The 18588-nt window shown below is 64.1% G+C and carries 22 protein-coding genes and 1 tRNA gene; 8 read left to right on the forward strand and 15 right to left on the reverse strand.

Features of this window, described 5'->3' with window-relative positions; genetic code table 11:
* Window positions 1–2: 2 nt before the first annotated feature.
* A complete protein-coding gene (locus RUGAMON1_RS13210; RefSeq protein WP_445230939.1) occupies window positions 3–830 on the forward strand; it encodes a helix-turn-helix transcriptional regulator in 828 nt (275 codons plus the stop codon).
* Window positions 831–833: 3 nt separating this feature from the next.
* Here the strand turns inward: RUGAMON1_RS13210 and RUGAMON1_RS13215 are convergent, their stop codons facing one another.
* Complete coding sequence (locus RUGAMON1_RS13215; RefSeq protein WP_445230940.1) at window positions 834–1220, reverse strand: VOC family protein; 387 nt, start codon at window positions 1218–1220, stop codon at window positions 834–836.
* An 84-nt stretch (window positions 1221–1304) separates the two neighbouring features.
* Window positions 1305–2159 carry an aldo/keto reductase family oxidoreductase gene (locus RUGAMON1_RS13220; RefSeq protein WP_445230941.1) on the reverse strand — a complete coding sequence of 285 codons (855 nt, stop codon included), beginning with the start codon at window positions 2157–2159 and terminating at the stop codon, window positions 1305–1307.
* A 106-nt stretch (window positions 2160–2265) separates the two neighbouring features.
* Between RUGAMON1_RS13220 and RUGAMON1_RS13225 the strand changes: the two genes are divergently transcribed.
* Window positions 2266–3165 (forward strand): LysR substrate-binding domain-containing protein, encoded by a 900-nt coding sequence (locus RUGAMON1_RS13225; protein WP_445230942.1) that lies wholly within the window; start codon window positions 2266–2268, stop codon window positions 3163–3165.
* A gap of 279 nt (window positions 3166–3444) precedes the next feature.
* A complete protein-coding gene (locus RUGAMON1_RS13230) occupies window positions 3445–3906 on the forward strand; it encodes a YHS domain-containing (seleno)protein (protein WP_445230943.1) in 462 nt (153 codons plus the stop codon).
* Between the two features lie 42 nt (window positions 3907–3948).
* Here RUGAMON1_RS13230 and RUGAMON1_RS13235 read toward each other — a convergent pair whose 3' ends face one another.
* The gene (locus RUGAMON1_RS13235) at window positions 3949–4848 is read right to left on the reverse strand and encodes a LysR family transcriptional regulator (protein WP_445230944.1); all 900 of its coding nucleotides are present in this window, start codon (window positions 4846–4848) and stop codon (window positions 3949–3951) included.
* A 177-nt stretch (window positions 4849–5025) separates the two neighbouring features.
* Here RUGAMON1_RS13235 and RUGAMON1_RS13240 point away from each other — a divergent pair, with 177 nt between their 5' ends.
* Entirely contained in the window at window positions 5026–5538 is a 513-nt protein-coding gene (locus RUGAMON1_RS13240) for a DsbC family protein (RefSeq protein ID WP_445230945.1), read from the forward strand.
* Window positions 5539–5809: 271 nt separating this feature from the next.
* On the opposite strand, the gene RUGAMON1_RS13245 is transcribed toward RUGAMON1_RS13240, so the two are convergent.
* The 7 genes from RUGAMON1_RS13245 to RUGAMON1_RS13275 are packed head-to-tail and all read right to left on the reverse strand — an operon-like array spanning window position 5810 to window position 10785.
* A complete protein-coding gene (locus RUGAMON1_RS13245; RefSeq protein ID WP_445230946.1) occupies window positions 5810–6385 on the reverse strand; it encodes a MarR family winged helix-turn-helix transcriptional regulator in 576 nt (191 codons plus the stop codon).
* Complete coding sequence (locus RUGAMON1_RS13250) at window positions 6382–6651, reverse strand: DUF5985 family protein (RefSeq protein WP_445230947.1); 270 nt, start codon at window positions 6649–6651, stop codon at window positions 6382–6384. The genes RUGAMON1_RS13245 and RUGAMON1_RS13250 overlap by 4 nt, the downstream gene beginning before the upstream one ends.
* Window positions 6652–6658: 7 nt before the next feature.
* Window positions 6659–6916 (reverse strand): DUF5985 family protein, encoded by a 258-nt coding sequence (locus tag RUGAMON1_RS13255; RefSeq protein WP_445230948.1) that lies wholly within the window; start codon window positions 6914–6916, stop codon window positions 6659–6661.
* 1 nt (window position 6917) lies between these two features.
* Window positions 6918–7310 carry a hypothetical protein gene (locus tag RUGAMON1_RS13260; protein ID WP_445230949.1) on the reverse strand — a complete coding sequence of 131 codons (393 nt, stop codon included), beginning with the start codon at window positions 7308–7310 and terminating at the stop codon, window positions 6918–6920.
* Window positions 7307–8518, reverse strand: coding sequence for a YbdK family carboxylate-amine ligase (locus RUGAMON1_RS13265; RefSeq protein WP_445230950.1), 1212 nt, complete (start codon window positions 8516–8518; stop codon window positions 7307–7309). The genes RUGAMON1_RS13260 and RUGAMON1_RS13265 overlap by 4 nt, the downstream gene beginning before the upstream one ends.
* The gene (locus tag RUGAMON1_RS13270) at window positions 8511–9725 is read right to left on the reverse strand and encodes a cation:proton antiporter domain-containing protein (RefSeq protein WP_445230951.1); all 1215 of its coding nucleotides are present in this window, start codon (window positions 9723–9725) and stop codon (window positions 8511–8513) included. The genes RUGAMON1_RS13265 and RUGAMON1_RS13270 overlap by 8 nt, the downstream gene beginning before the upstream one ends.
* Window positions 9715–10785 carry a hypothetical protein gene (locus RUGAMON1_RS13275; protein WP_445230952.1) on the reverse strand — a complete coding sequence of 357 codons (1071 nt, stop codon included), beginning with the start codon at window positions 10783–10785 and terminating at the stop codon, window positions 9715–9717. Before RUGAMON1_RS13275 ends, RUGAMON1_RS13270 begins: the two co-directional genes overlap by 11 nt.
* A gap of 128 nt (window positions 10786–10913) precedes the next feature.
* Between RUGAMON1_RS13275 and RUGAMON1_RS13280 the strand changes: the two genes are divergently transcribed.
* Both RUGAMON1_RS13280 and nhaD read left to right on the forward strand, forming a co-directional pair.
* Complete coding sequence (locus tag RUGAMON1_RS13280) at window positions 10914–12275, forward strand: chloride channel protein (protein WP_445230953.1); 1362 nt, start codon at window positions 10914–10916, stop codon at window positions 12273–12275.
* Between the two features lie 314 nt (window positions 12276–12589).
* Window positions 12590–13864 carry a sodium:proton antiporter NhaD gene (nhaD, locus tag RUGAMON1_RS13285; protein ID WP_445230954.1) on the forward strand — a complete coding sequence of 425 codons (1275 nt, stop codon included), beginning with the start codon at window positions 12590–12592 and terminating at the stop codon, window positions 13862–13864.
* A 74-nt stretch (window positions 13865–13938) separates the two neighbouring features.
* On the opposite strand, the gene RUGAMON1_RS13290 is transcribed toward nhaD, so the two are convergent.
* Window positions 13939–14646: a hypothetical protein gene (locus tag RUGAMON1_RS13290; RefSeq protein ID WP_445230955.1), complete on the reverse strand. Its 708-nt coding sequence runs from the start codon at window positions 14644–14646 to the stop codon at window positions 13939–13941.
* Between the two features lie 204 nt (window positions 14647–14850).
* Here RUGAMON1_RS13290 and RUGAMON1_RS13295 point away from each other — a divergent pair, with 204 nt between their 5' ends.
* Window positions 14851–15138 carry a YciI family protein gene (locus tag RUGAMON1_RS13295; RefSeq protein WP_445230956.1) on the forward strand — a complete coding sequence of 96 codons (288 nt, stop codon included), beginning with the start codon at window positions 14851–14853 and terminating at the stop codon, window positions 15136–15138.
* A 487-nt stretch (window positions 15139–15625) separates the two neighbouring features.
* On the opposite strand, the gene RUGAMON1_RS13300 is transcribed toward RUGAMON1_RS13295, so the two are convergent.
* The 4 genes from RUGAMON1_RS13300 to RUGAMON1_RS13315 form a co-directional block, all read right to left on the reverse strand.
* Window positions 15626–15700, reverse strand: a tRNA-Val gene (locus tag RUGAMON1_RS13300).
* Between the two features lie 70 nt (window positions 15701–15770).
* Window positions 15771–16487 (reverse strand): DNA polymerase III subunit epsilon, encoded by a 717-nt coding sequence (gene dnaQ / locus RUGAMON1_RS13305; RefSeq protein WP_445230957.1) that lies wholly within the window; start codon window positions 16485–16487, stop codon window positions 15771–15773.
* 53 nt (window positions 16488–16540) lie between these two features.
* Window positions 16541–16981 carry a ribonuclease HI gene (rnhA, locus tag RUGAMON1_RS13310; protein WP_217944627.1) on the reverse strand — a complete coding sequence of 147 codons (441 nt, stop codon included), beginning with the start codon at window positions 16979–16981 and terminating at the stop codon, window positions 16541–16543.
* Window positions 16974–17753 carry a class I SAM-dependent methyltransferase gene (locus RUGAMON1_RS13315; RefSeq protein WP_445230958.1) on the reverse strand — a complete coding sequence of 260 codons (780 nt, stop codon included), beginning with the start codon at window positions 17751–17753 and terminating at the stop codon, window positions 16974–16976. Before RUGAMON1_RS13315 ends, rnhA begins: the two co-directional genes overlap by 8 nt.
* A 21-nt stretch (window positions 17754–17774) precedes the next feature.
* Here RUGAMON1_RS13315 and gloB point away from each other — a divergent pair, with 21 nt between their 5' ends.
* Window positions 17775–18581 carry a hydroxyacylglutathione hydrolase gene (gene gloB / locus RUGAMON1_RS13320; protein ID WP_445230959.1) on the forward strand — a complete coding sequence of 269 codons (807 nt, stop codon included), beginning with the start codon at window positions 17775–17777 and terminating at the stop codon, window positions 18579–18581.
* Window positions 18582–18588 lie beyond the last annotated feature (7 nt).

The raw sequence follows: 18588 nt of genomic DNA on the forward strand, positions 1-18588 counted from the left end.
CGATGGACAACGGCCAGTGGACCGCGCCCTCCGGCATGCCGATCGCCCGGCGCGGCCTGTGCATGCTGGCGCAGCCATGCCTGCGGCAGCCGCAGCGCGCCAGTCGCTTCCGCTTCATGGAGGCGACCATCGTGCTGGTCAAATCGGGCAGCCTCAGCCTGGATACCGGCGAGGCGCAAGCGCTGGTGGAAGGACCGTCCGCATTGATGGCGGTGGCCCAGAACGTCTGCGCGGACCTGGTCAAGCTGCCTGGCGGCGATGAGTTGAGGTTTCGTTCGCTGTTGCTCGCCATTGCACCGGAAGTGCTGCGCGAATTTTACAAGCGCTATGACCAGGACCAGCTTCCCCCTGCACCGGTAGCCTCATGGCGGGCAACGCCTCTCGATGACGATCTGGCGGACAGTTTGGATCACTGCATCCGTAGTGTGGACGCTGCGGGCGTCAGCGAACGGGTGCTGATGCACAGGCTGGTCGGCTTGCTGCTGGCCCTGGCGGAACGCGGCATCGTGTTTGCGCGCCCCGCCAGCCAGAACATCGGCGATCTGCTCACCAGCCTGCTGAGCGACGCGCCCGGCCAGCAGTGGACCGCCGCCAAGGCCGGCCGGGCGTTGGCGATGAGCGAGGCCACCCTCAGGCGGCGCCTGGCGGCCCAGCATCTGCGTTTTGAAACCCTGCTGCTGGAGGTGCGCATGCACCACGCCATGGGCCTGCTGCAAACCACCGGATGGAGCATCCCGCTGGTTGCCGAAGCCTGCGGCTACCAGGCGCACGCGCGCTTTTCGTTGCGGTTCCGCGAGCGCTTCGGCTGCCCGCCCTCGCACGTGCGCTGAGGATCACTTGCCTTCCGGCGGTTCCCACAATTCGACCTTGTTGCCGTCGGGGTCCACCACCCAGCCGAACTTGCCGTACTCCGATTCGTCGACCTTGTCCAGGACCTGGCAGCCTTCGGCCCGCAGCGCGGCCAACAGGCCATGCAGGTCGGCGACCCGATAGTTGATCATGAAACTGGCCGTGCTGGGAGCGAAGTAATCGGTGTCGGCCTTGAAAGCATTCCACGCCGTGGTGCCGGTGCCGCTGGGATTATCCGGGCCGGACCAGCGGAACGCCACGCCGCCCCATTGGCTAACCTCCAGACCGAGATGGACCCGATACCACTCGGTCAGCGCCTTGGGGTCGGGAGATTTGAAGAACACACCGCCTATGCCGGTGACACGTTTCATTTGAGGCTCCTGGGATAATTGACAAGCAGCTATTGCCTCAATCATATCACTCCCACAGTGTCAACTTCTTGTCGACGTCGGCAGTTATGCCGGCGTGATGATGCCATCCAGCTGACGGACGGCGTCCGGCGGCAGTGTCAGATCGGCAGCGGCGGCATTTTGACGCAGGTGGGCGACGGATGAGGTGCCGGGAATCAGCAGGATGTTCTGCGAACGTTGCAGCAGCCAGGCCAGCGCTGTCTGCATGGGCGTGGCGCCCAGCTGCGCGGCGACCTCGGACAGGATAGCCGATTGCAGCGGCGAGAATCCACCAAGCGGGAAAAACGGCACATAGGCGATGCCGTCTTTTGCCAGCTCGTCGATCAGTGCGTCGTCGTGGCGGTGGACCAGGTTGTATTGATTCTGCACACAGACAATCGGGGCGATGCCGCGCGCCTGCCTCACTTGCTGCACGGTCGCATTGCTCAAGCCAATGTGACGTATCAGGCCGCGTTGCCGCAGTTCCGCCAGTGCGGTGATCTGGGCTTCGATGTCGCCTTCCGCCGGCCCCATGACGTCAAACATGAGACGCATGTTCACCACATCCAGTCGTTCCAGGCCCAGGTTGCGCAGGTTGTCATGCACCGCTGCTTCCAGCGCCTTCGGCGATTGGGCCGGCAGCCAGGAGGCGTCGGCGCCGCGCGAGGCGCCGATCTTGGTGACGATCACCAGATCGTCCGCGTAAGGATGCAGCGCTTCGCGGATCAGCTGGTTAGTGACATGGGGGCCGTAGAAGTCGCTGGTGTCGATGTGATTGATGCCCAGCGCAACCAGCTCCCGCAGCACCGCCAGCGCTTCTTCGCGGTTCTTGGGTGGGCCAAAGACGTGCGGGCCCGTAAGCTGCATGGCGCCATAGCCCATGCGGTTGACAGCCAGATCGCCGAGTTGAAAGGTGTTCAAAATATGCTCCTGAAGGATGGGTTGGTGAACACAGTCTAGGCGCGAAAACTTTGTGCGACAATACCTCGCAATGGCACAACTTGTGCCGAATACAGGACAATAACCGATGGCTGATCTGCAGGATATCGGCGCCTTCGTCGCGGTCGCCAAACACGGCGGCTTTCGCGGCGCCGCGCGCATGACGGGCAATAGCGCGTCACAACTGAGCGAAGCGGTGCGACGGCTGGAGGCCGGCCTAGGCGTGCGCCTGCTGAACCGCACCACCCGCAGCGTGGCCACCACCGACGCCGGCCAGCGCTTGCTGGAGCAACTGATGCCGGCGCTGGGCGCGGTCGAATCGGCGCTGGATGTGGTGAACGGTTTTCGCGACCGTCCGGCTGGCAGATTGCGGCTCAACGTGCCGCTCAGCGTATCGAAACTGATCCTGCCGCGCATCATTCCGCCGTTTATCGCCGCGTATCCGGACATCTGCCTGGAGATCATCGTCGATGACAGCTTTGTCGATCTGCAGCGCTCCGGCTGCGATGCCGGCGTCCGCTACGAAGAACACATGGAGCTGGATATGGTGGCGATTCCGATTGGACCGCGCCGGCAACGTTTTGCGCTGGCAGCGTCGCCAGACTATCTGCGGCAGCACGGCCTGCCCAAGCGGCCGGAAGACCTGCTGAAACATAGCTGCTTGCGCGGGCGCTTTTCCAGCGGCGCCATGCCGGATTGGGAATTCGAGCACAAAGGCAAGAAAGTCGTCATCAAGCCGGCCGGCCCGTTGATCGTCAATCTGGGCGCCGGCGCCGACTTGAAGGTGGATGCGGCGTTGGCCGGCAGCGGCCTGGTGTATCTGTTTGAAGACTGGCTGAAGCCGTACATGGCGCGCGGTGAGTTGGAGCCGGTGCTGGAGCGCTGGTGGCCAGCCTTTAACGGTCCCTCGCTGTACTATCCAGGCCGGCGCTATCTGCCAGCGCCGCTGCGCGCGTTTGCGGATTTTATCCCGACCATGCGCTGGTAGCGCCTGGAAAGTGCTGGCGGTGTGAATGCTGATACCGAAGTTCCGGCAAACCCGCCAAATGGCACCTTGCCGGAACTGACCCCAAGCGCAGGAACTGACCCCAAGCGCAACAATCCGCGCGCCTGCGTTGTGCAGTACGGGATGCTGCACTGAGCCGCCGCCAACGCTCAGCCGGGGAGTATTGTCGCCTGCGGAATAGTCTATTGCGCCGTACGCGCATTCCCCTGGCGCGGCGCCGGACTTATATTGGCGTCTTTCCCCCAACCACAGGAGTACCACATGAACATTCTGAAATCCTTGCTGAGCGCTGCCGCGTTTGTACTTGCCTTTGCCGGCATGACTGCGGCCAAGGCCGAAACGCCACGCGACAACGTGGTCGGCGCCGCCGGCTATGACTTGACCTCCTACTTCACCCAGGAAAAACCACAGCGCGGCAACGGCCACCACGTGGCCATGGTGGACGGCGTGACCTATCTGTTTGCCAGCGACGACAACAAGAAGATGTTCGAAGCCTCGCCTTCCAAGTTCCTGCCGCAGTACGGCGGCTACTGCGCGTTCGGCGCCTCCATCGGCAAGAAGTTCGTGGCCGATCCGGATGTGTATGACATCGTCGAAGGCAAGCTGTACCTGAACCTGGACAGCAAGATCCGCGGCCTGTGGTCGGCCGACATTCCCGGCCGCATCAAGACCGCCGATGCGAACTGGAAGACCATCGCCAGCAAAAAGCCTGCCGATCTGTAAGCAGGCCGACAGCGCCGGGCGCCGGCGCTGTCGCCCCCGCTCTCAATAAATCGACGGGTCGCCGCGCAGGCGGCTGACCATCAGATCGACGAAGCTGCGCAGCTTGGCCGAAGCGTGGCGCCCCTCGCGGTGGATGATATGGATGGGCAGACGCGGCGGCTCGAACTCGTCGAGCACGGTCACCAGCGCGCCCGAGGCAAGCAGGGCCGCCGCCTGATAGGACATCAGGCGCGTCAAGCCGTAGCCGTCGCGTGCGGCCTCCATGGCCGCGTCGTTGGTATTGACCGTCAGGCGCGGCTTGATCCGGACCCCAGCCAGCGCGCCGTCGAGCGCGAATTTCCATTCGACGCCCGGCGTCACGCCGGTCGCGGCGACCACGGTGTGCTGCGCCAGCTCGGCCGGCGTGCGCGGCGTGCCGTGCTGTTCCAGATAGGCCGGCGCCGCGCAGACGACGCGCCGCACTTCACCGACCCGGACCGCGTTCATGCCGGAGTCCGGCAATTCGCCGATGCGCACCCCGGCATCGAAGCCCTCTTCGAGCAGATTGACCACCCGGTCCAGGAACACGGCGGACACCTCCATGCCCGGATGGCGCCGCAAGTACTCCAAGATGCCGGGCAGGATGAACATCTTCCCGAACAGGACCGGCGCCGTGACGGCCAGGTGGCCGCGCGGTTCGGCGCTGATGCCCGCCGCCGCCTCGTCGGCGGCGTCGGCCTCGGCGATGATGCGGCGCGCATCGTCGAGATAGCGTTGTCCCGCTTCGGTGACCCGCACAAAGCGCGTGTTCCGGTTCAGCAGCTTGACACCGAGCCGGGTTTCGAGCGCGGCAATCGCGCGCGTGGCCGCGGGGGCCGATATGCCCAGCCGGCGCGCCCCGCCGGCGAAGCTTGCTTCCTCGCCGACGGCGACGAAAACGGTCATCAAATAGAGTCGGTCCATGCTATGTCGTTCTGAAAAATCGTTTTCGATCCAGGATCCACCGGACGCGCCCGCCGGTATGGCAGCTGCCGACTATAGCAGAAACGTTCACGCGGGCGCTCGCGACGCTGTCAGGAATGGCTGGCGCGCGGCGACCAAACCACTTCCCCCAAGGCGGGGCCAACAGGATAGACGACAATGAAACTGTACACCCTGGCGCTGTGCGCCTGCCTGCCCCTGCTGCTGTCGCCGGTACGAGCCGCGGGCATCGACCCGGCGGATGATTTTGCAAGCCTTCCCCTGCCGCAGGCGATCCGCACCCAGGTTGGTGCCGGCAGCCGCGCCGTGGTGGTGTTTGAAGACGCATATTGTCCCTACTGCCGCGCGTTGCACCAGACGCTGGGCCAGTCCGGCGATGTGGTGGTCTTCACCTTCCTGCTGGGTGTGCTCAACCCCGACTCGCGGACCAAGGCGGACCGGATCTGGTGCGCACCCGACCCGGCCCGCGCGCTGGCCCGCTGGTTCCAGGCGCATGAAGTGACTGCCGCTGTGGCTGGCTGCAGCGCGCCGGTCGATTCCTTGCGCATCCTTGCCGATCACTTGCACGTGCGGGCGACGCCTACGCTCTTGTTTGCCGATGGCAGCGTGCACGCGGGCGCGATTTCGGCGGCAGAATTGGAACGGCGCCTGAGGGCGGCGGCCGCGCGATGATCATACGGGAACGTGCGGATACACGAACAAGAAAGTGCCGCATGCCTTCACTAGTGATGGCAATACGACCGAACTATCTATTGCGTAGCACAGGCGTTGGCGAAGAATACAAACAGGAAAAATCATCCGAACTTTTCCGTACTCTTCATGCCAACAAGAAAAAAGGCCCGCATAGAATTGACGCAGGCCTTTGATTTTCCTCCTGAATTCCGGTTGACTCCGTACTCGCCTCCAAATTTTCACCGGCAACACGTCGAGCAGCAGGAATGCGCTACAAGTCTGCCAGCGGTATGTCGGCGCCAGCGGTGCCTGCTTCAAGCGCCGTAATGAGGATGTTCAAGTCGTGCTCCATGCGTGCCAGCGTCCCGGCGTCCAAAGTCGCCAGCGCATCGGGCAGAACGCCGGCAAAGGGCGCCGGGGCGCTGTCGAGACGTACTTCCCCCGCAGGCAACAAGGTGACGGTAACGGCGCGCCGGTCGGCTCCGTTCCGGTCCATCGCGATCAATCCCTGAGCCGCCAGGCTCTTGAGCAGATTGCTGGCCGTCGTCTGGTGCACGTCGAGCGCGCGGGCCAGCTCGCCGACGCTGATGCCGGGCCGTTGCTGGACCACACTGAGCGCCCACAGCTGGGAGCCGCCGATACCAGCGGTCTTCTCGACATTGCGAAAATGGGTCTTGACCGCGTTGAAAACGACACGAAATTGCCTCAGCACTCTGGTGGAAGATGAAGATTCGGCAGCACCGGTTTGAACGGCAAACTTCTTTTCGGTTGGATTGTTGGATTGCATGACCGAATGATAGTCGAAAAGAGCCAGCCCCGCCGTCTTGCGCGCCGAAGCAGCGGTCAATCGCCTGCGCCGCGTTGCGGCCAGTTTTTTTCCAGTATGGCCCACAGAATCAGGCCATAAGAAAGCAGCCGCACCAGATAGTGGTATGGCGAATCCTCGTGAGCTTCGCCATCCCAGGCCGAATAGATCCTGTGCCCCGCCTCCACCAGGAACGAGAGGGCGAAATACAGAAAGAAACGTTGCCCGGAACTGCGCCAGAAACGTAAAAAGAACAAGGCGATCACGCAGGAGGCCATGGCAATGGCGCCGGTCAGGAAATTGATCATGGTTGCCTCACTTGTTCTCGTAAATCAGGCCGTACAGCAGCAGCAGCAGCGCCACCAGGGCGCTGGCCAACCGCAGGGGCAACAGGTCCACTTGCAGAAACACCAGCTTGTCGAGCACCAGCAGAACATTGTTGACCGACATGCCGATGAAGCACAGGCCGCTCCAGAACAGCAAGCGGACCCCGTTGCGCCGGTAGCTGGTGAGCAGCATCCACGCGCAGGCCAGCGAGGTGAGCGTGCAGAGTCCATAGATGGTTTGCGCCATGTCAAACGTCCTTTCGCCAGGTGAAGGCGTCCACAAATTGCTGGGCTTGCCTATCGGTTTTGGAATGTATCAGCCCCGCGATGGCGACCAGATTTGACGCATAGGCCAGCGCCAGGCGGTCGATCATGGCCGCCAGCTCGGGACGGCGCGGCCAGTAACGATAAGTGACGCTGTCGTGCGTCTTGCTGCTGGCCAGCGCGCCAATCTTGCAGAGCTCGTCAAGCAGCTTGCGCGCCGCCCGCTCGGCCACGTAAAGCCGCTGCGCGACGACGGCGCTATCCCACTCTTGCTCGGGCATGGAGCGCAGCAGCAGCAAGGCCTCCAGGTGTGGCACCGACGCCACGCTGGTCAGAATGAAACGCCGCAGATCGTCGGGCAGCGGCATCGACGTCATGGCCCGCCCCCCGAAAAATCGCGCAGATCGACCGCCCGCTGGCTGAACACCTCGCTTGCGTGGCGGGCCAGGTCGTTCATGCCGTAGCCGGCGGCCAGTTGCCGCGTGAGCCAGCGCGCCTGGCCACCGTCGCGCAGCAACTGCTCGATCTGGGTGCGCGCGCTGCCGAAGCCGGGATCGTCGGACTTCGGCGCCAGCCGGGCCATGTCGGCGTTGATCACCTCGGCGATGGTGCATGAGCGCCCGCTCTCGGGATCGATCCAGACGCCGTCGATGCCGTCGCGCGCGGCGTTGAAGCGGTTCCAGGTGTACAGCTCGGGGCCGTCGTCGGTGGGCCAGCGGCCGGGCTGGCGATAGGCCTCGATGCACAGCGCGCGCGCGTAGCAGGCCAGCGCGGCCGCGTAGGAAGGATGCAGCGGCGTGTCCAGCACGCGCAGCTCGATGGTGCCGAATTCCGGCTTGGGCCGCACGTCCCAATAAAAGTCCTTGATGCTGCCGACGATGCCCAGGCCGGCTAGGCGGTCGAAATGCCGCTCAAACTGGCTCCAGCTGCGGATGTGGGCCGGCATGGTGCCGCTCATCGGAAACGCCCCGACCACGTTGCTGCGCGCGCTGCAAAAGCCTGAATTCTCGCCCTGCCAGCAAGGCGAATTGGCCGACAGCGCGATGAACAGCGGCGCGCGCTGGGTGAGCCAGGCGCACAGCCGGATCGCCTCGTCGCCGCTCGGCACGCCCACATGGACATGCATGCCGAACACGGTAAACAACTTGGCCAGGTAGCCGAACTTCCTGGCCGAGGCGCGATAGCGGTCCTTCGGATAGATGCGCTGATCGCTCCAGCGCTGGAACGGATGGGCGCCGCCGCCGGCGATCACGGCGCCGACCGCGAACGCCGCCTGTTCCACGCTGCGCCGGATTTCCTCCAGTTCGGCCGCGGCCTGCTGGTAGTTTTCCAGCACCGAGCTGGCCACCTCCAGCATCGAGGTGGTGATTTCCGGCGTGGCGATCCAGCGCTTGTCCTGGCGGTCCAGCAGACGCAAAATATCCGGCGCCGCCGGCAGCAGGTCGAACGTCAGGCGGTCCAGCACCATCAACTCGAGCTCGATTCCCATCGTACCCAGGCGTGATTGGCTGAACGGCGGCAGATAGGCCGGCCCCTGCCCTGCCACCGCCGCCGCCTGCGCGTCGGCCATTGCTTGATCAGCCATGCGTATCCTCCTCGTGCTGTTCGCCGGCGAGCCGCAGTCCAAACCACGTCAGTCCCGGCGCGACCAGCACATTGAGCGCCAACAACGCCGCCATGATCTGGCTGGCGCCTTCGCTCAGGCCGGGATAGCCGACCATCGAATTGTCCACCATCAGGGCGCCGAAACTCACCAGCGAGCACATCGATACCGCCAGGGCGTTCTTCTTGGGCCGGCTCCAGGCCGGCGCCGGCGCCAGCGCGACGCGGGTCACCGCGATGCGCGCCGCAAACAGCAGCAGCGCCACACCCAGCGCCTGCCAGTGCAGCAACTGCTGCAGCTGCACCAGCGACGACGACATCATGAACAGCAGCGCGTAGCCGATGTCCTGGCCGGTGCGCAGCTCGGCCTGAAAAACATTATCGCGTTTTTCTGCGTTGCGCAGCAACACCCCCATCAACAACAGCGACAGCAGCGCGCTGGCGGCGCTGACCGAACACAGGCCCAGGTCCATCAGCAGCGCAGCCAGCAACATGCCCGGCCGCATGCGCGCGCGCGCCCGGCTGAAGCGTGTCGCCAGCGCGTACAAGCCGTAGCACAGCAGCGCGATCGCGACTCCGCCGCCCAGCCGGCCCAGCTGTTGCGCCAATTCGGCGCCGTAGCTGGTCAGTACGCCGCCGTCGCGCGACTTCAGCCACGCCAGCGTCGGCACCAGCACCAGCAACGCCACGACGTTGCCCAGGCCGACAAAATTGGCGCCGGCAAACACGGTCACGCCGCTGGCGTCGGCGTCGGAGACCATCGACGCGTAAATGATCGGGCTGGAGGCGATCAACATGGCCGCCATGAAGCCGGCCTCGCTCCAGCTAATCCCGCACACCACCAGCAGCGCGCAGGCGACTGCGCCGCGCAGCACGCAGGCCAGCAGCAGGCTCGCGCCCTGGCGCCGGCTGCGCCACAGCCAGGCCAGGTCCATCTTGCGGCCGAACTCGAACAGTACCAGGGCGGTGGCGGCGTTGAACAATTCCTGGAATTGCGTGGCCACGGCGGTGTCGATCAGGCCCAGGCCGCTCACGCCGAGCGCCAGGCCGGCGATCACCGCCCCGTACAACTTCGGCAGGCCGCGCGACTCCAGCGCCAGGCCGAGCATCTGCGCCAGCAGCAGTCCCGCGCCCAGCAGCGCCAACGGCGAAGCGAGCCACAACGGCCACGGGATCAGTTCAGCGTTCATGATCGGCCGTCCATAGCGCCGCCAGCGCCGCCATCTCGCGGTCGAGCAGCGATACTGCCCTGGTCTCAGCCGCCGAGCCGGCGGGCGCCATCAACCCCACTTCCAACCGCGCGCGCAGCGGCGCCTGGCCGGTTTTTCCCTGCAGCCACAGCCGGCCCACCAGCATTTGCCCGCGCCGGGCGATCGCGGCATAGGTGGCGCTGCGCTGCTGCGGCACGGACGGCAGCATCAAATGGAACGGCGCCGGCCAGGTCGCGCCCGGTGCGGCGCGCGCCAGCTGCACCTGGATCGCGGCCCGCTGTTCCAGCCGGCTGTCCTCGCGCGCGAAAGGCAGGGGCATGGCCGGATCGTCGCGCTGATCCGCCTCCAGCAGGCGCAGGCATTGATGCTCGCCCTGCCACACCAGCGCCGGCCCGACCCGCTCGGCCGGCCGGCCGCGCACATGGCGCCGCCACAGCTCCTGCAACGGCGAGGCGACGGCGTCCTCTTGCGCGTCGCTAGCCGCGAGCACGTCGCGCCGCAGGTCTTGCCAGCGCTGTTGCTCCCAGGCGCGCGTCGCGGCGCGTTCGGGCGGTGTCCAGCGCCACTCGGTGGCAACCCAGCCGCCATCACCGGCCTGGGCCAGCAACACCAGGCGCCGGGCACCGTCACCATCCTCGCCTGGCGGCGCCCAGCCTTGGCGGCGCCAGCGGGCCTTCCAGATCGGCCAGGGCGTCGCACCGGCCAGGGCGGCACGCCAGTGCCACCAATTTGCCGGCGCGCTCAGGCAGGACGACACGCCGGGGGCGTCCGCCACCCAGCGGTGCATGACCAGCCTGCCCCGCCATGCGCATTGGGCCGGCATGACCAGCCAAGCGGCGGGCGGCGCGCTGTCCTGTTGATCGCAGAACACCGGCCGGCCATGCGCCAAGGTGGCAAATGATCGAACCGCCGGCGGCAGATCGGCGCCGGCCCCGGGCGGCGTCGCCGCCCACAGGCGGGTCGCGCTCAGGCAAAACAACAGCCCGGCGATGCCGCGCCGCCGGCGCGCACAACGGATTGAAATTGTTGATGGGTACATTTGACAAATTATATTGCACCAAAGTATATTTGTACAAATGTAGTTTTCAGCGACGTATTCAGCAGCGCCTGCAAAGGCCTTGATCCTCGTACCGGCGAGGATTTTTTTTTAGCCCCCCCCCTCCTGACATGATAAACAAACACAATACCGCCGCGGCGTTCAACCGGGAATTTCGCAATTGGCGGATCTGGGCCACCCGCGCGCTGGTGATGGCGGCGGCCGTGGCCGCCGGGCTGGCGGTCACCGGATTCACCTGGCTGGGCGAACAGGCGCTGTCGCTGTTCATGCAGGCGTTCCACGTCAAACCGTGGCTGGCGCTGCTGTGGACCCCGCTGTGCACGGCCGCCATCGTCTGGATCACACGGCGCCACTTCAGCGCCGCCGCCGGCTCGGGGATACCGCAGGTGATGGCGGCGCTGGACCCGCTGGCGCCGCCCCAGGCGACCGGACGGCTGGTCTCGTTCAAGCTCAGCCTGGCGAAGGTCGGGTTGACCACCTGGGGCTTGCTGGCCGGCCTGTCGCTCGGGCGCGAAGGACCGTCGGTGCAGGTGGCCGCCGGCATCATGCTGACGGTGCGCAGCTGGCTGCCGGAGCGCTCGTCGGTCAGCACCCACGGCCTGCTGGTGGCCGGCGGCGCGGCCGGCATCGCAGCGGCGTTCAACACGCCGCTGGCCGGGGTCATGTTCGCCATCGAGGAACTGTCGCGCACGCCGGAACAGCGCAGCAGCGGCCTGCTGATGTCGGCCATCGTGCTGGCCGGGCTGATCGCTGTCTCGGTCTACGGCAACGCCACCTACTTCGGCATCATTCACGCCAGCGGCATCGACCTGTCGCTGCTGCTGCCCGGCGCGCTGGTAGCGCTGGCCAGCGGCCTGGCCGGCGGACTGTTCTCGCGCTTGCTGCAGGCGTCGCTGGGCGGCCACGCCGGCGACGCGCTGTCGCGCCTGCGGCGCGCCCGGCCGGTGCTGTTTGCCGCGCTGTGCGGCCTGCTGGTGGCGGTGATCGGGGTGGTGTCGGCCGGCGCCACCTTCGGCAGCGGCTACAGCCACACACGCGACATGGTGGCCGGCAGGGAAAGCATGCCGGCGCTGTTCCTGCTGCTGAAGTTTGTCGCCACCTGGCTCACCACCTGGTCGGGCGTGCCGGCCGGGATCTTCGCGCCCTCGCTCGCGATCGGCGCCGCGCTCGGCAACGATATCGCGCAGTTGCTGCACTCGCCGCATACGACGGCCTTGATCGCGCTGGGCATGGTCGGCTTCCTGGCCGCCGCCACCCAGGCGCCGCTGACCTCCTTCATCATCGTCATGGAAATGGTCGACGGCCACGCGATGGTGCTCAGCCTGATGGCCTGCGCGATGGTGGCCCGTACCGTCTCCCACGTGATCAGCGCGCCGTTGTACACGGTGCTGGCGCAACAGCAGCTGGTCAACGCAAGCGCTCTTGCGCCGCGCGACGCCGCGCCGGCTGCGAGCGGCGACGACGACCGTTAAATGGCGGGCCGCTGCCCGCTCCGGGCGCATTGGAAGAATGCGCAATATATGCTAAAGTGCAACAAAGGGTGATCGCGCCGCACGGCGCGACAGGATGTGCGATGGTCGGGCCGCCACGCGGTTAAGCCACGTCCATGCATGCCAAACATCACCCCTGCTGTTGCCGGGCCGGTTCCAGAACAGCGATTCCGGCCGCCCCGCCTCGCCTTCCTCGCCAATATATCAAGCCATTCACCGCATTCGCCGGGATGGGCCGCCCGTTGTCAGACCAGCGCAAGCCGGTCACTTTCATCCGTGGAAAATAAAAAATGCTCATGTCACTGATAGTCGTCTTCGTCATCGCCTATGCCGCCATCGCGCTGGAGCACCCGATCGGCGTCAACAAGTCCGCCTCGGCCCTGGTCGGCGCCGGCCTGCTGTGGACCATCTACGCCTTGGGCGGCGCTGAACCGCAGCTGGTCGCGGAAAAGCTCGACGAGACGGTGGTGGCGACCGCCCAGATCGTCTTCTTCCTGATGGGCGCCATGGCCATCGTCGAGGTGATCGACTCCCATCACGGCTTCGAGGTCATCACGTCACGCATCAAGACCACCAGACTGACGTCGCTGATGTGGCTGGTCGGCCTGGTCGCCTTCTTCCTCAGCGCCGTGCTCGACAATTTGACCACTGCCATCGTCATGATTTCGCTGTCGAAGAAGCTGCTCGACAAGGCCGAGGACCGGCTCTACTTCGCCGGCATGATCGTGCTGGCGGCCAACGCGGGCGGCGCCTGGTCGCCGATCGGCGACGTCACCACCACCATGTTGTGGATCGGCGGTCAGGTGTCCAGCACCGGCATTGTGCTGTCGCTGCTGATTCCGTCGCTGGTCAACATGATCGTGCCATTAGCGATCTCGGCTTTTGTATTGCGCGGCCGCACCTTTACGGCCCCAGTGCCAAGCGGCGGCGACGTCCACGCGACCAGCGCGTCCGAAAAGACGCTGATGCTGACGCTGGGTATCGGCATACTGGTGGCCGTGCCGGTGTTCAAGACGGTGACGCACCTGCCGCCCTTCATGGGCATCCTGTTCGGCCTCGGTTTGCTGTGGCTGGCGGGCGAGTTGATCCACCGGAACAAGGATGTCGAGCGCAAGGAAGCCTTGTCGCTGACCAGCGCGCTGCAGCGGATCGACATGGGCGCCATTGTGTTCTTCATCGGCATCCTGCTGGCGGTGGCCACGCTCGAACATACTCATATCCTGCAGTCGCTGGCCATATGGCTGGACCGCGTCATCGGCCGCCAGGACGTCATCGTCGTCATGCTGGGCTTGCTGAGCGCGATCGTCGACAACGTGCCGCTGGTGGCGGCCTCGATGGGCATGTACAGCATGGCGCAGTTCCCAACCGATCACTTCCTGTGGCATTTCATCGCCTATTGCGCCGGCACCGGCGGATCGATCCTGATCATCGGTTCGGCGGCCGGCGTGGCCGCGATGAGCCTGGAGAAAATCCAGTTTATCTGGTACTTGCGCAAGATGAGCGGACTCGCCCTGATCGGCTATCTTGCCGGCGCCGGCGCCTATGTGGTGCAGTACGGGATGCTGCATTGAGCTGCTGGACGGCGCCTCCCATGCGGCAATCGAGCATTGCAAGGCCTGCGGGCTATGGTACCGGCGGCGTCCGCTCAAAACCGCCATCGAACCGAGGCGGCCAGGCTGCGCTCGATCTGCCGGCGGCCTTCCCCCAACAGCAAGCGCGCGTCCCGCGTGCTGTCGATGGCCGTCAGCTCGGCCACCACCGCCACCGCATCCGACACATTGATGCTGTAGGCTTGCGCCAGCGCACGGCCACGCTCCGAATTAGCGTCCTCCGGCAAAATGTCGTGCTCACCGGTGCGGAAGCGGTCATAGCGCAACGCCAGAGTTCCCGGGCCAAGCTGCCGGCTGATGAGCGCAAACCACGCCCGGAAATCAAGCGCGACCGCGGTCGCGCCCATCAAGGTATCGCCACGCATCAGCTGCGCCCGCGCTTCCCCGCCGTAACCCAGCCGCAGCACCATGCTGGCGTGATCGAGCCGTGTGCGCCAGCCATACTGGCCGTGCTTTACTTCCAGCGGATCAGCGCGGTTGTCATACCGCAACCATGCGAGCTCGGCCACCTCACCGTAGCGGTAGTTCGCCGCCAGGTAGTAGCCGGCGCGGCCATCGATCTCCCGGAACGGATGGACGACGCGATCCTGTTTCGGGATGGGGCCGTCCGCACGGTACACCGGCAAATCGGGCAGGCGCACGGCTTCATTGCGCCCCGCGATCAGATCCCCTAACCGAGCAAGCACCCAATGAAGTCGCTTGTACACGTACCGAATTCCTCCGTTTAAAAGAATGCTCATCATCCAGCGCCGTGAACCAGGAACCGCCGCTCCTCGACAGCGGAGCACTGTCGTGGGCCTGCTGACTACTAACGTATCGATCACCCGAAAGGGCAAGTATGCGTAATGCGCTGCATGAGTATCGCTGTACAAAACTCAACCAATATTTGATATATTTACAATGGTTTTACTACGATCAACCACGCTACATTACTAACGGAGCATTCTATGTTTGTCGTCCTTCTCAAATTTTCCGATAACAAGAGCCGCGCGTCCGACTTCATGCTGGCGCACAATGAATGGATCAAGCGTGGCATCGACGACGGTAAGTTCCTGCTCGTAGGCAGCATTAAACCTGGTGCGGGCGGCGCCATCCTCGCCGTCGACAGTTCGCTGGCTGCGCTGCAGGAGCGCGTCAATGCCGACCCATTCGTCGTTGAAAACATTGTCAGTGCCGAGATCCTTGAGATCGCACCCGGCAAATGGGACGAGCGTCTCGCATTTTTGGCCGATTGACATCGGCACTGCCGTTCGCGGCGCCGACGCCAGATGATGGCCACGCGCGCGCGACAAGCGCGTCCGATAAAACTCTGATCCTGACGCGGAGTATCGGCATACGCGTGGTGGTGCCGGTGTCCAACACGATGACGCACCAGCCGTCTTTCATGTCATCTTGTCCGGTCTCGATCTGCTGTGGCGGGTATCAGCATCCTGCTGGCGGTTCGCTGCATTTAAATCGCCATCTCATCCGGACTACCCCGATAAAGAACGCTTTAATGTGAATGGCCATATTAAAGGAATCTTTCAATGCCAGGAGGATCGGAAGCGAAAAGCGCGGGTGATTGGTGATTGGGAATACAACCGAACAATCCACTGGATAGCGCACACGTTGCCGAAGAATACAAACAGGAAAAAATCTCCGTACTTTTCCGTACTCTTCATGCCAGCAAGAAAAAAGGCCCGCGTCAGATTGACGCAGGCCTTTGATTTTCTTACTGAATTCTGGTGGGAAGTGCAAGTTTCGAACTTGCGACCCCTGCAGTGTGAATGCAGTGCTCTACCCCTGAGCTAACCTCCCGAAGCGGGGCGAATTATCGCATACAACCTGCCCGCAGGGGAAGGCCATAGGCGAAAATTCTATCGATCTTTTACGCGGCGGCCGGTGGAGTGACCGTCGCGGTCCAGATGCACTGGCCTTTGACGGCCTTGTCTAGCCCGGCCAAGGTGGCCGCATGCGCGGCCAGCTCGTCGTCCGAGGCCGGCAGGAAGATGATGTCGGCCAGCGGCACCGGCTCCAGCAGCTCGGCGCCGGCCACCACTTCCTCTTCCGCATCCATGCCCAGGCTGTTTTGCCCGCGCGTCATCGACAGGTAGACGTCGGCCAGCAATTCCGCATCGAGCAGCGCGCCGTGCAGCTTGCGGTGCGAGTTCGACACGCCGTAGCGGTCGCACAGCGCGTCGAGCGAGTTGCGCTTGCCCGGATGCAGTTCCTTGGCCTGCACCAGCGTGTCGATCACGCCGCCGATGTGGCTGGAAAAGTCAGGCAGGTTCAACAGCTTGAATTCGTGATTCAGGAAACCCAGATCGAACGGCGCGTTGTGAATGATGACCTCGGCGCCCTGGATGTAGGCGCGCAGATCTTCGACGATCTGGTGGAATTTCGGCTTATCGCTCAGGAACTCCGTGGTCAGGCCGTGGACGTTCAGCGCGCCCTCTTCCGACTCGCGTTCCGGATTGATGTAGACGTGGAAGTTATTCCCCGTCAGCATGCGGTTGTTCAGCTCGACGCAACCGATCTCGATGACGCGGTTGCCCAGCTTGGGGTTGATACCGGTGGTTTCGGTATCGAGTACGATTTGGCGCATAGTGTTCTGTGGTGGCTACATCTGAACGGAAGAGTATAACAGGCCGGCGCCGCTCAACGGCCGCGTGCCAGTTCGACGCCGCGATTGGCCAGCATGTCGGCCCGTTCGTTGCCCGGATGGCCGTTGTGGCCGCGCACCCAGCGCCATTCGACGGTGTGCATGGCTTGCGCGGCGTCCAGCGCGCGCCACAGGTCTTCGTTCTTGACCGGCTCCCTGGCCGCCGTCTTCCAGCCGCGCGCCTTCCAGCCGTGTATCCATTCGCTGATACCTTTTTGCACATACTGGCTGTCGGTGTGCAGCGTGACCATGCATGGACGCTTGAGCGCGTTCAACGCTTCGATCACCGCCTGCAATTCCATGCGGTTATTGGTGGTGTCGCGGGTGCCGCCGCAAATTTCCTTCTCGGCGCCCTCGGCCACCAGGAACGCGCCCCAGCCGCCGAGGCCTGGATTACCCTTGCACGCGCCATCCGTAAAAATTTCAACCTTATCCATCCTGCTGTTCCCGCCTTTTATTTGTTGCCGGCACGACCGCGGGGGCCGACGCCGTTTTTTTGGTCCAAGCCGGACCGATCAAATGCATGCCTTTCACGCGCTTGATCGCCTGCACGATATAGACGCCGCCCAAGTACGGCCACCAGCGCGGCCCGGCATTATCCATGAATGCGTAGCGATGCAGCCACTTTTCTGTGCGGCAGGCCGGCGCATAGCAACCGAAGTGACTCTGGCTGGCGCCCATATTCAATAATTTTAACCAGTCTTTCATGCGCGGCATAGAGATCAGCTCCTCCGTGCGCGGCAGGAAGGAGGTGCCGCCGACGCGCCGCAGCACGTGGCGCGCGCCCCACAGGCTGGCCGGGTTGAAGCCGCAGATGATGACCTGCCCTTCCGGGATCAGCACCCGCTCGACCTCGCGCAACACCTGGTGCGGATCGGTGGAAAATTCCAGCACATGCGGCAGCACCACCAGATCAATTGATTGCGAAGCGAACGGCAGCTCGGTGCAATCGAGCGTCAACGAAACCGGTCGCTGTCCGGCATCGGTGACGGCGCGCACTTTGCGGTCGACCAGCAGCTTGTACGGCATGCGGTTGGCGGCCAGTGCATCGATTTGAGGCATGCCGATCTGCACCGCGTTGTATCCGAAGATATCAGCTGTTAAATTATCGAGACAGGTTTGTTCCCACTCACGCAAGTACACACCGGCGGGCGTTTGCAGCCAGCCTTCCAGCGCTATAATGGATTTCTCAGATCCTGCCTTGTCCATGCCTAGCCTTTTTGCGATCCAATGACCAATTCATCTACTCAAGCACTCAGCGTTCTGACGGTTCCCGCGTTCCACGACAACTATCTGTGGCTGATCCATGACGGCGTCCACGCCGTCGCCGTCGACCCCGGTGACGCCAAGCCCATTCGGGCTGCGCTCGAAGCGAACGGGCTCAAGCTCACCGCCATTCTACTCACCCATCACCATGCTGACCATATTGGCGGCGTCCCTGAATTATTACAGCATTATCAGGTTCCCGTTTATGGTCCGCGCAACGAGACCATTGCCGCGGTCACTTTGCCGGTCGGCGAAGGCAAGGTGTTCGACGTGCCCGGCCTGCCGCTGCGGCTGTCGGTGCTCGACGTACCCGGCCACACCATGGGCCACATCGCCTACGTGCGCGAAGCGTCCGCCGACGCGCCGACCTGGCTGTTCTGCGGCGACACGCTGTTTGCCGGCGGCTGCGGCCGCCTGTTCGAAGGCACGCCGGCCCAGATGATCAGCTCACTGGGCAAACTGGCCGCACTGCCAGATGATACCAAGGTCTACTGCGCCCACGAATATACGCTATCGAACCTGCGCTTCGCGCGCGTGGTAGAGCCGGACAACGTGGCCTTGCAGGAACGGGTGAAAGTGGAGACCGACAAGCGCGAGCACAACCTGCCGACGGTGCCGAGCACGATAGGCGTGGAAAAGGCGACCAATCCCTTCCTGCGCTACCGCGAACCGGCCATCGCCGAACAATTGGTGCAGGCCGGACGGCTGGACCGCATCGATACGCCGCTGGCCACCTTCACCGCGCTGCGCTTGTGGAAAAACGACTTCTGATGAAAAA

The organism is Duganella rhizosphaerae (genome assembly GCF_040364205.1).
Taxonomy (GTDB): Bacteria; Pseudomonadota; Gammaproteobacteria; order Burkholderiales; family Burkholderiaceae_D; genus Rugamonas; species Rugamonas rhizosphaerae.

Excerpts from the sequence above, each read along its gene's own strand:
- RUGAMON1_RS13210 (WP_445230939.1), top strand. The coding sequence starts at position 3 with ATGGACAACGGCCAGTGGACCGCGCCCTCCGGCATGCCGATCGCCCGG.
- RUGAMON1_RS13215 (WP_445230940.1), bottom strand. The coding sequence starts at position 1,220 with ATGAAACGTGTCACCGGCATAGGCGGTGTGTTCTTCAAATCTCCCGAC.
- RUGAMON1_RS13225 (WP_445230942.1), top strand. The coding sequence starts at position 2,266 with ATGGCTGATCTGCAGGATATCGGCGCCTTCGTCGCGGTCGCCAAACAC.
- RUGAMON1_RS13230 (WP_445230943.1), top strand. The coding sequence starts at position 3,445 with ATGAACATTCTGAAATCCTTGCTGAGCGCTGCCGCGTTTGTACTTGCC.
- RUGAMON1_RS13235 (WP_445230944.1), bottom strand. The coding sequence starts at position 4,848 with ATGGACCGACTCTATTTGATGACCGTTTTCGTCGCCGTCGGCGAGGAA.
- RUGAMON1_RS13240 (WP_445230945.1), top strand. The coding sequence starts at position 5,026 with ATGAAACTGTACACCCTGGCGCTGTGCGCCTGCCTGCCCCTGCTGCTG.
- RUGAMON1_RS13250 (WP_445230947.1), bottom strand. The coding sequence starts at position 6,651 with ATGATCAATTTCCTGACCGGCGCCATTGCCATGGCCTCCTGCGTGATC.
- RUGAMON1_RS13255 (WP_445230948.1), bottom strand. The coding sequence starts at position 6,916 with ATGGCGCAAACCATCTATGGACTCTGCACGCTCACCTCGCTGGCCTGC.
- RUGAMON1_RS13260 (WP_445230949.1), bottom strand. The coding sequence starts at position 7,310 with ATGACGTCGATGCCGCTGCCCGACGATCTGCGGCGTTTCATTCTGACC.
- RUGAMON1_RS13265 (WP_445230950.1), bottom strand. The coding sequence starts at position 8,518 with ATGGCTGATCAAGCAATGGCCGACGCGCAGGCGGCGGCGGTGGCAGGG.
- RUGAMON1_RS13270 (WP_445230951.1), bottom strand. The coding sequence starts at position 9,725 with ATGAACGCTGAACTGATCCCGTGGCCGTTGTGGCTCGCTTCGCCGTTG.
- RUGAMON1_RS13275 (WP_445230952.1), bottom strand. The coding sequence starts at position 10,785 with ATGTACCCATCAACAATTTCAATCCGTTGTGCGCGCCGGCGGCGCGGC.
- RUGAMON1_RS13280 (WP_445230953.1), top strand. The coding sequence starts at position 10,914 with ATGATAAACAAACACAATACCGCCGCGGCGTTCAACCGGGAATTTCGC.
- nhaD (WP_445230954.1), top strand. The coding sequence starts at position 12,590 with ATGTCACTGATAGTCGTCTTCGTCATCGCCTATGCCGCCATCGCGCTG.
- RUGAMON1_RS13290 (WP_445230955.1), bottom strand. The coding sequence starts at position 14,646 with ATGATGAGCATTCTTTTAAACGGAGGAATTCGGTACGTGTACAAGCGA.
- RUGAMON1_RS13295 (WP_445230956.1), top strand. The coding sequence starts at position 14,851 with ATGTTTGTCGTCCTTCTCAAATTTTCCGATAACAAGAGCCGCGCGTCC.
- dnaQ (WP_445230957.1), bottom strand. The coding sequence starts at position 16,487 with ATGCGCCAAATCGTACTCGATACCGAAACCACCGGTATCAACCCCAAG.
- rnhA (WP_217944627.1), bottom strand. The coding sequence starts at position 16,981 with ATGGATAAGGTTGAAATTTTTACGGATGGCGCGTGCAAGGGTAATCCA.
- RUGAMON1_RS13315 (WP_445230958.1), bottom strand. The coding sequence starts at position 17,753 with ATGGACAAGGCAGGATCTGAGAAATCCATTATAGCGCTGGAAGGCTGG.
- gloB (WP_445230959.1), top strand. The coding sequence starts at position 17,775 with ATGACCAATTCATCTACTCAAGCACTCAGCGTTCTGACGGTTCCCGCG.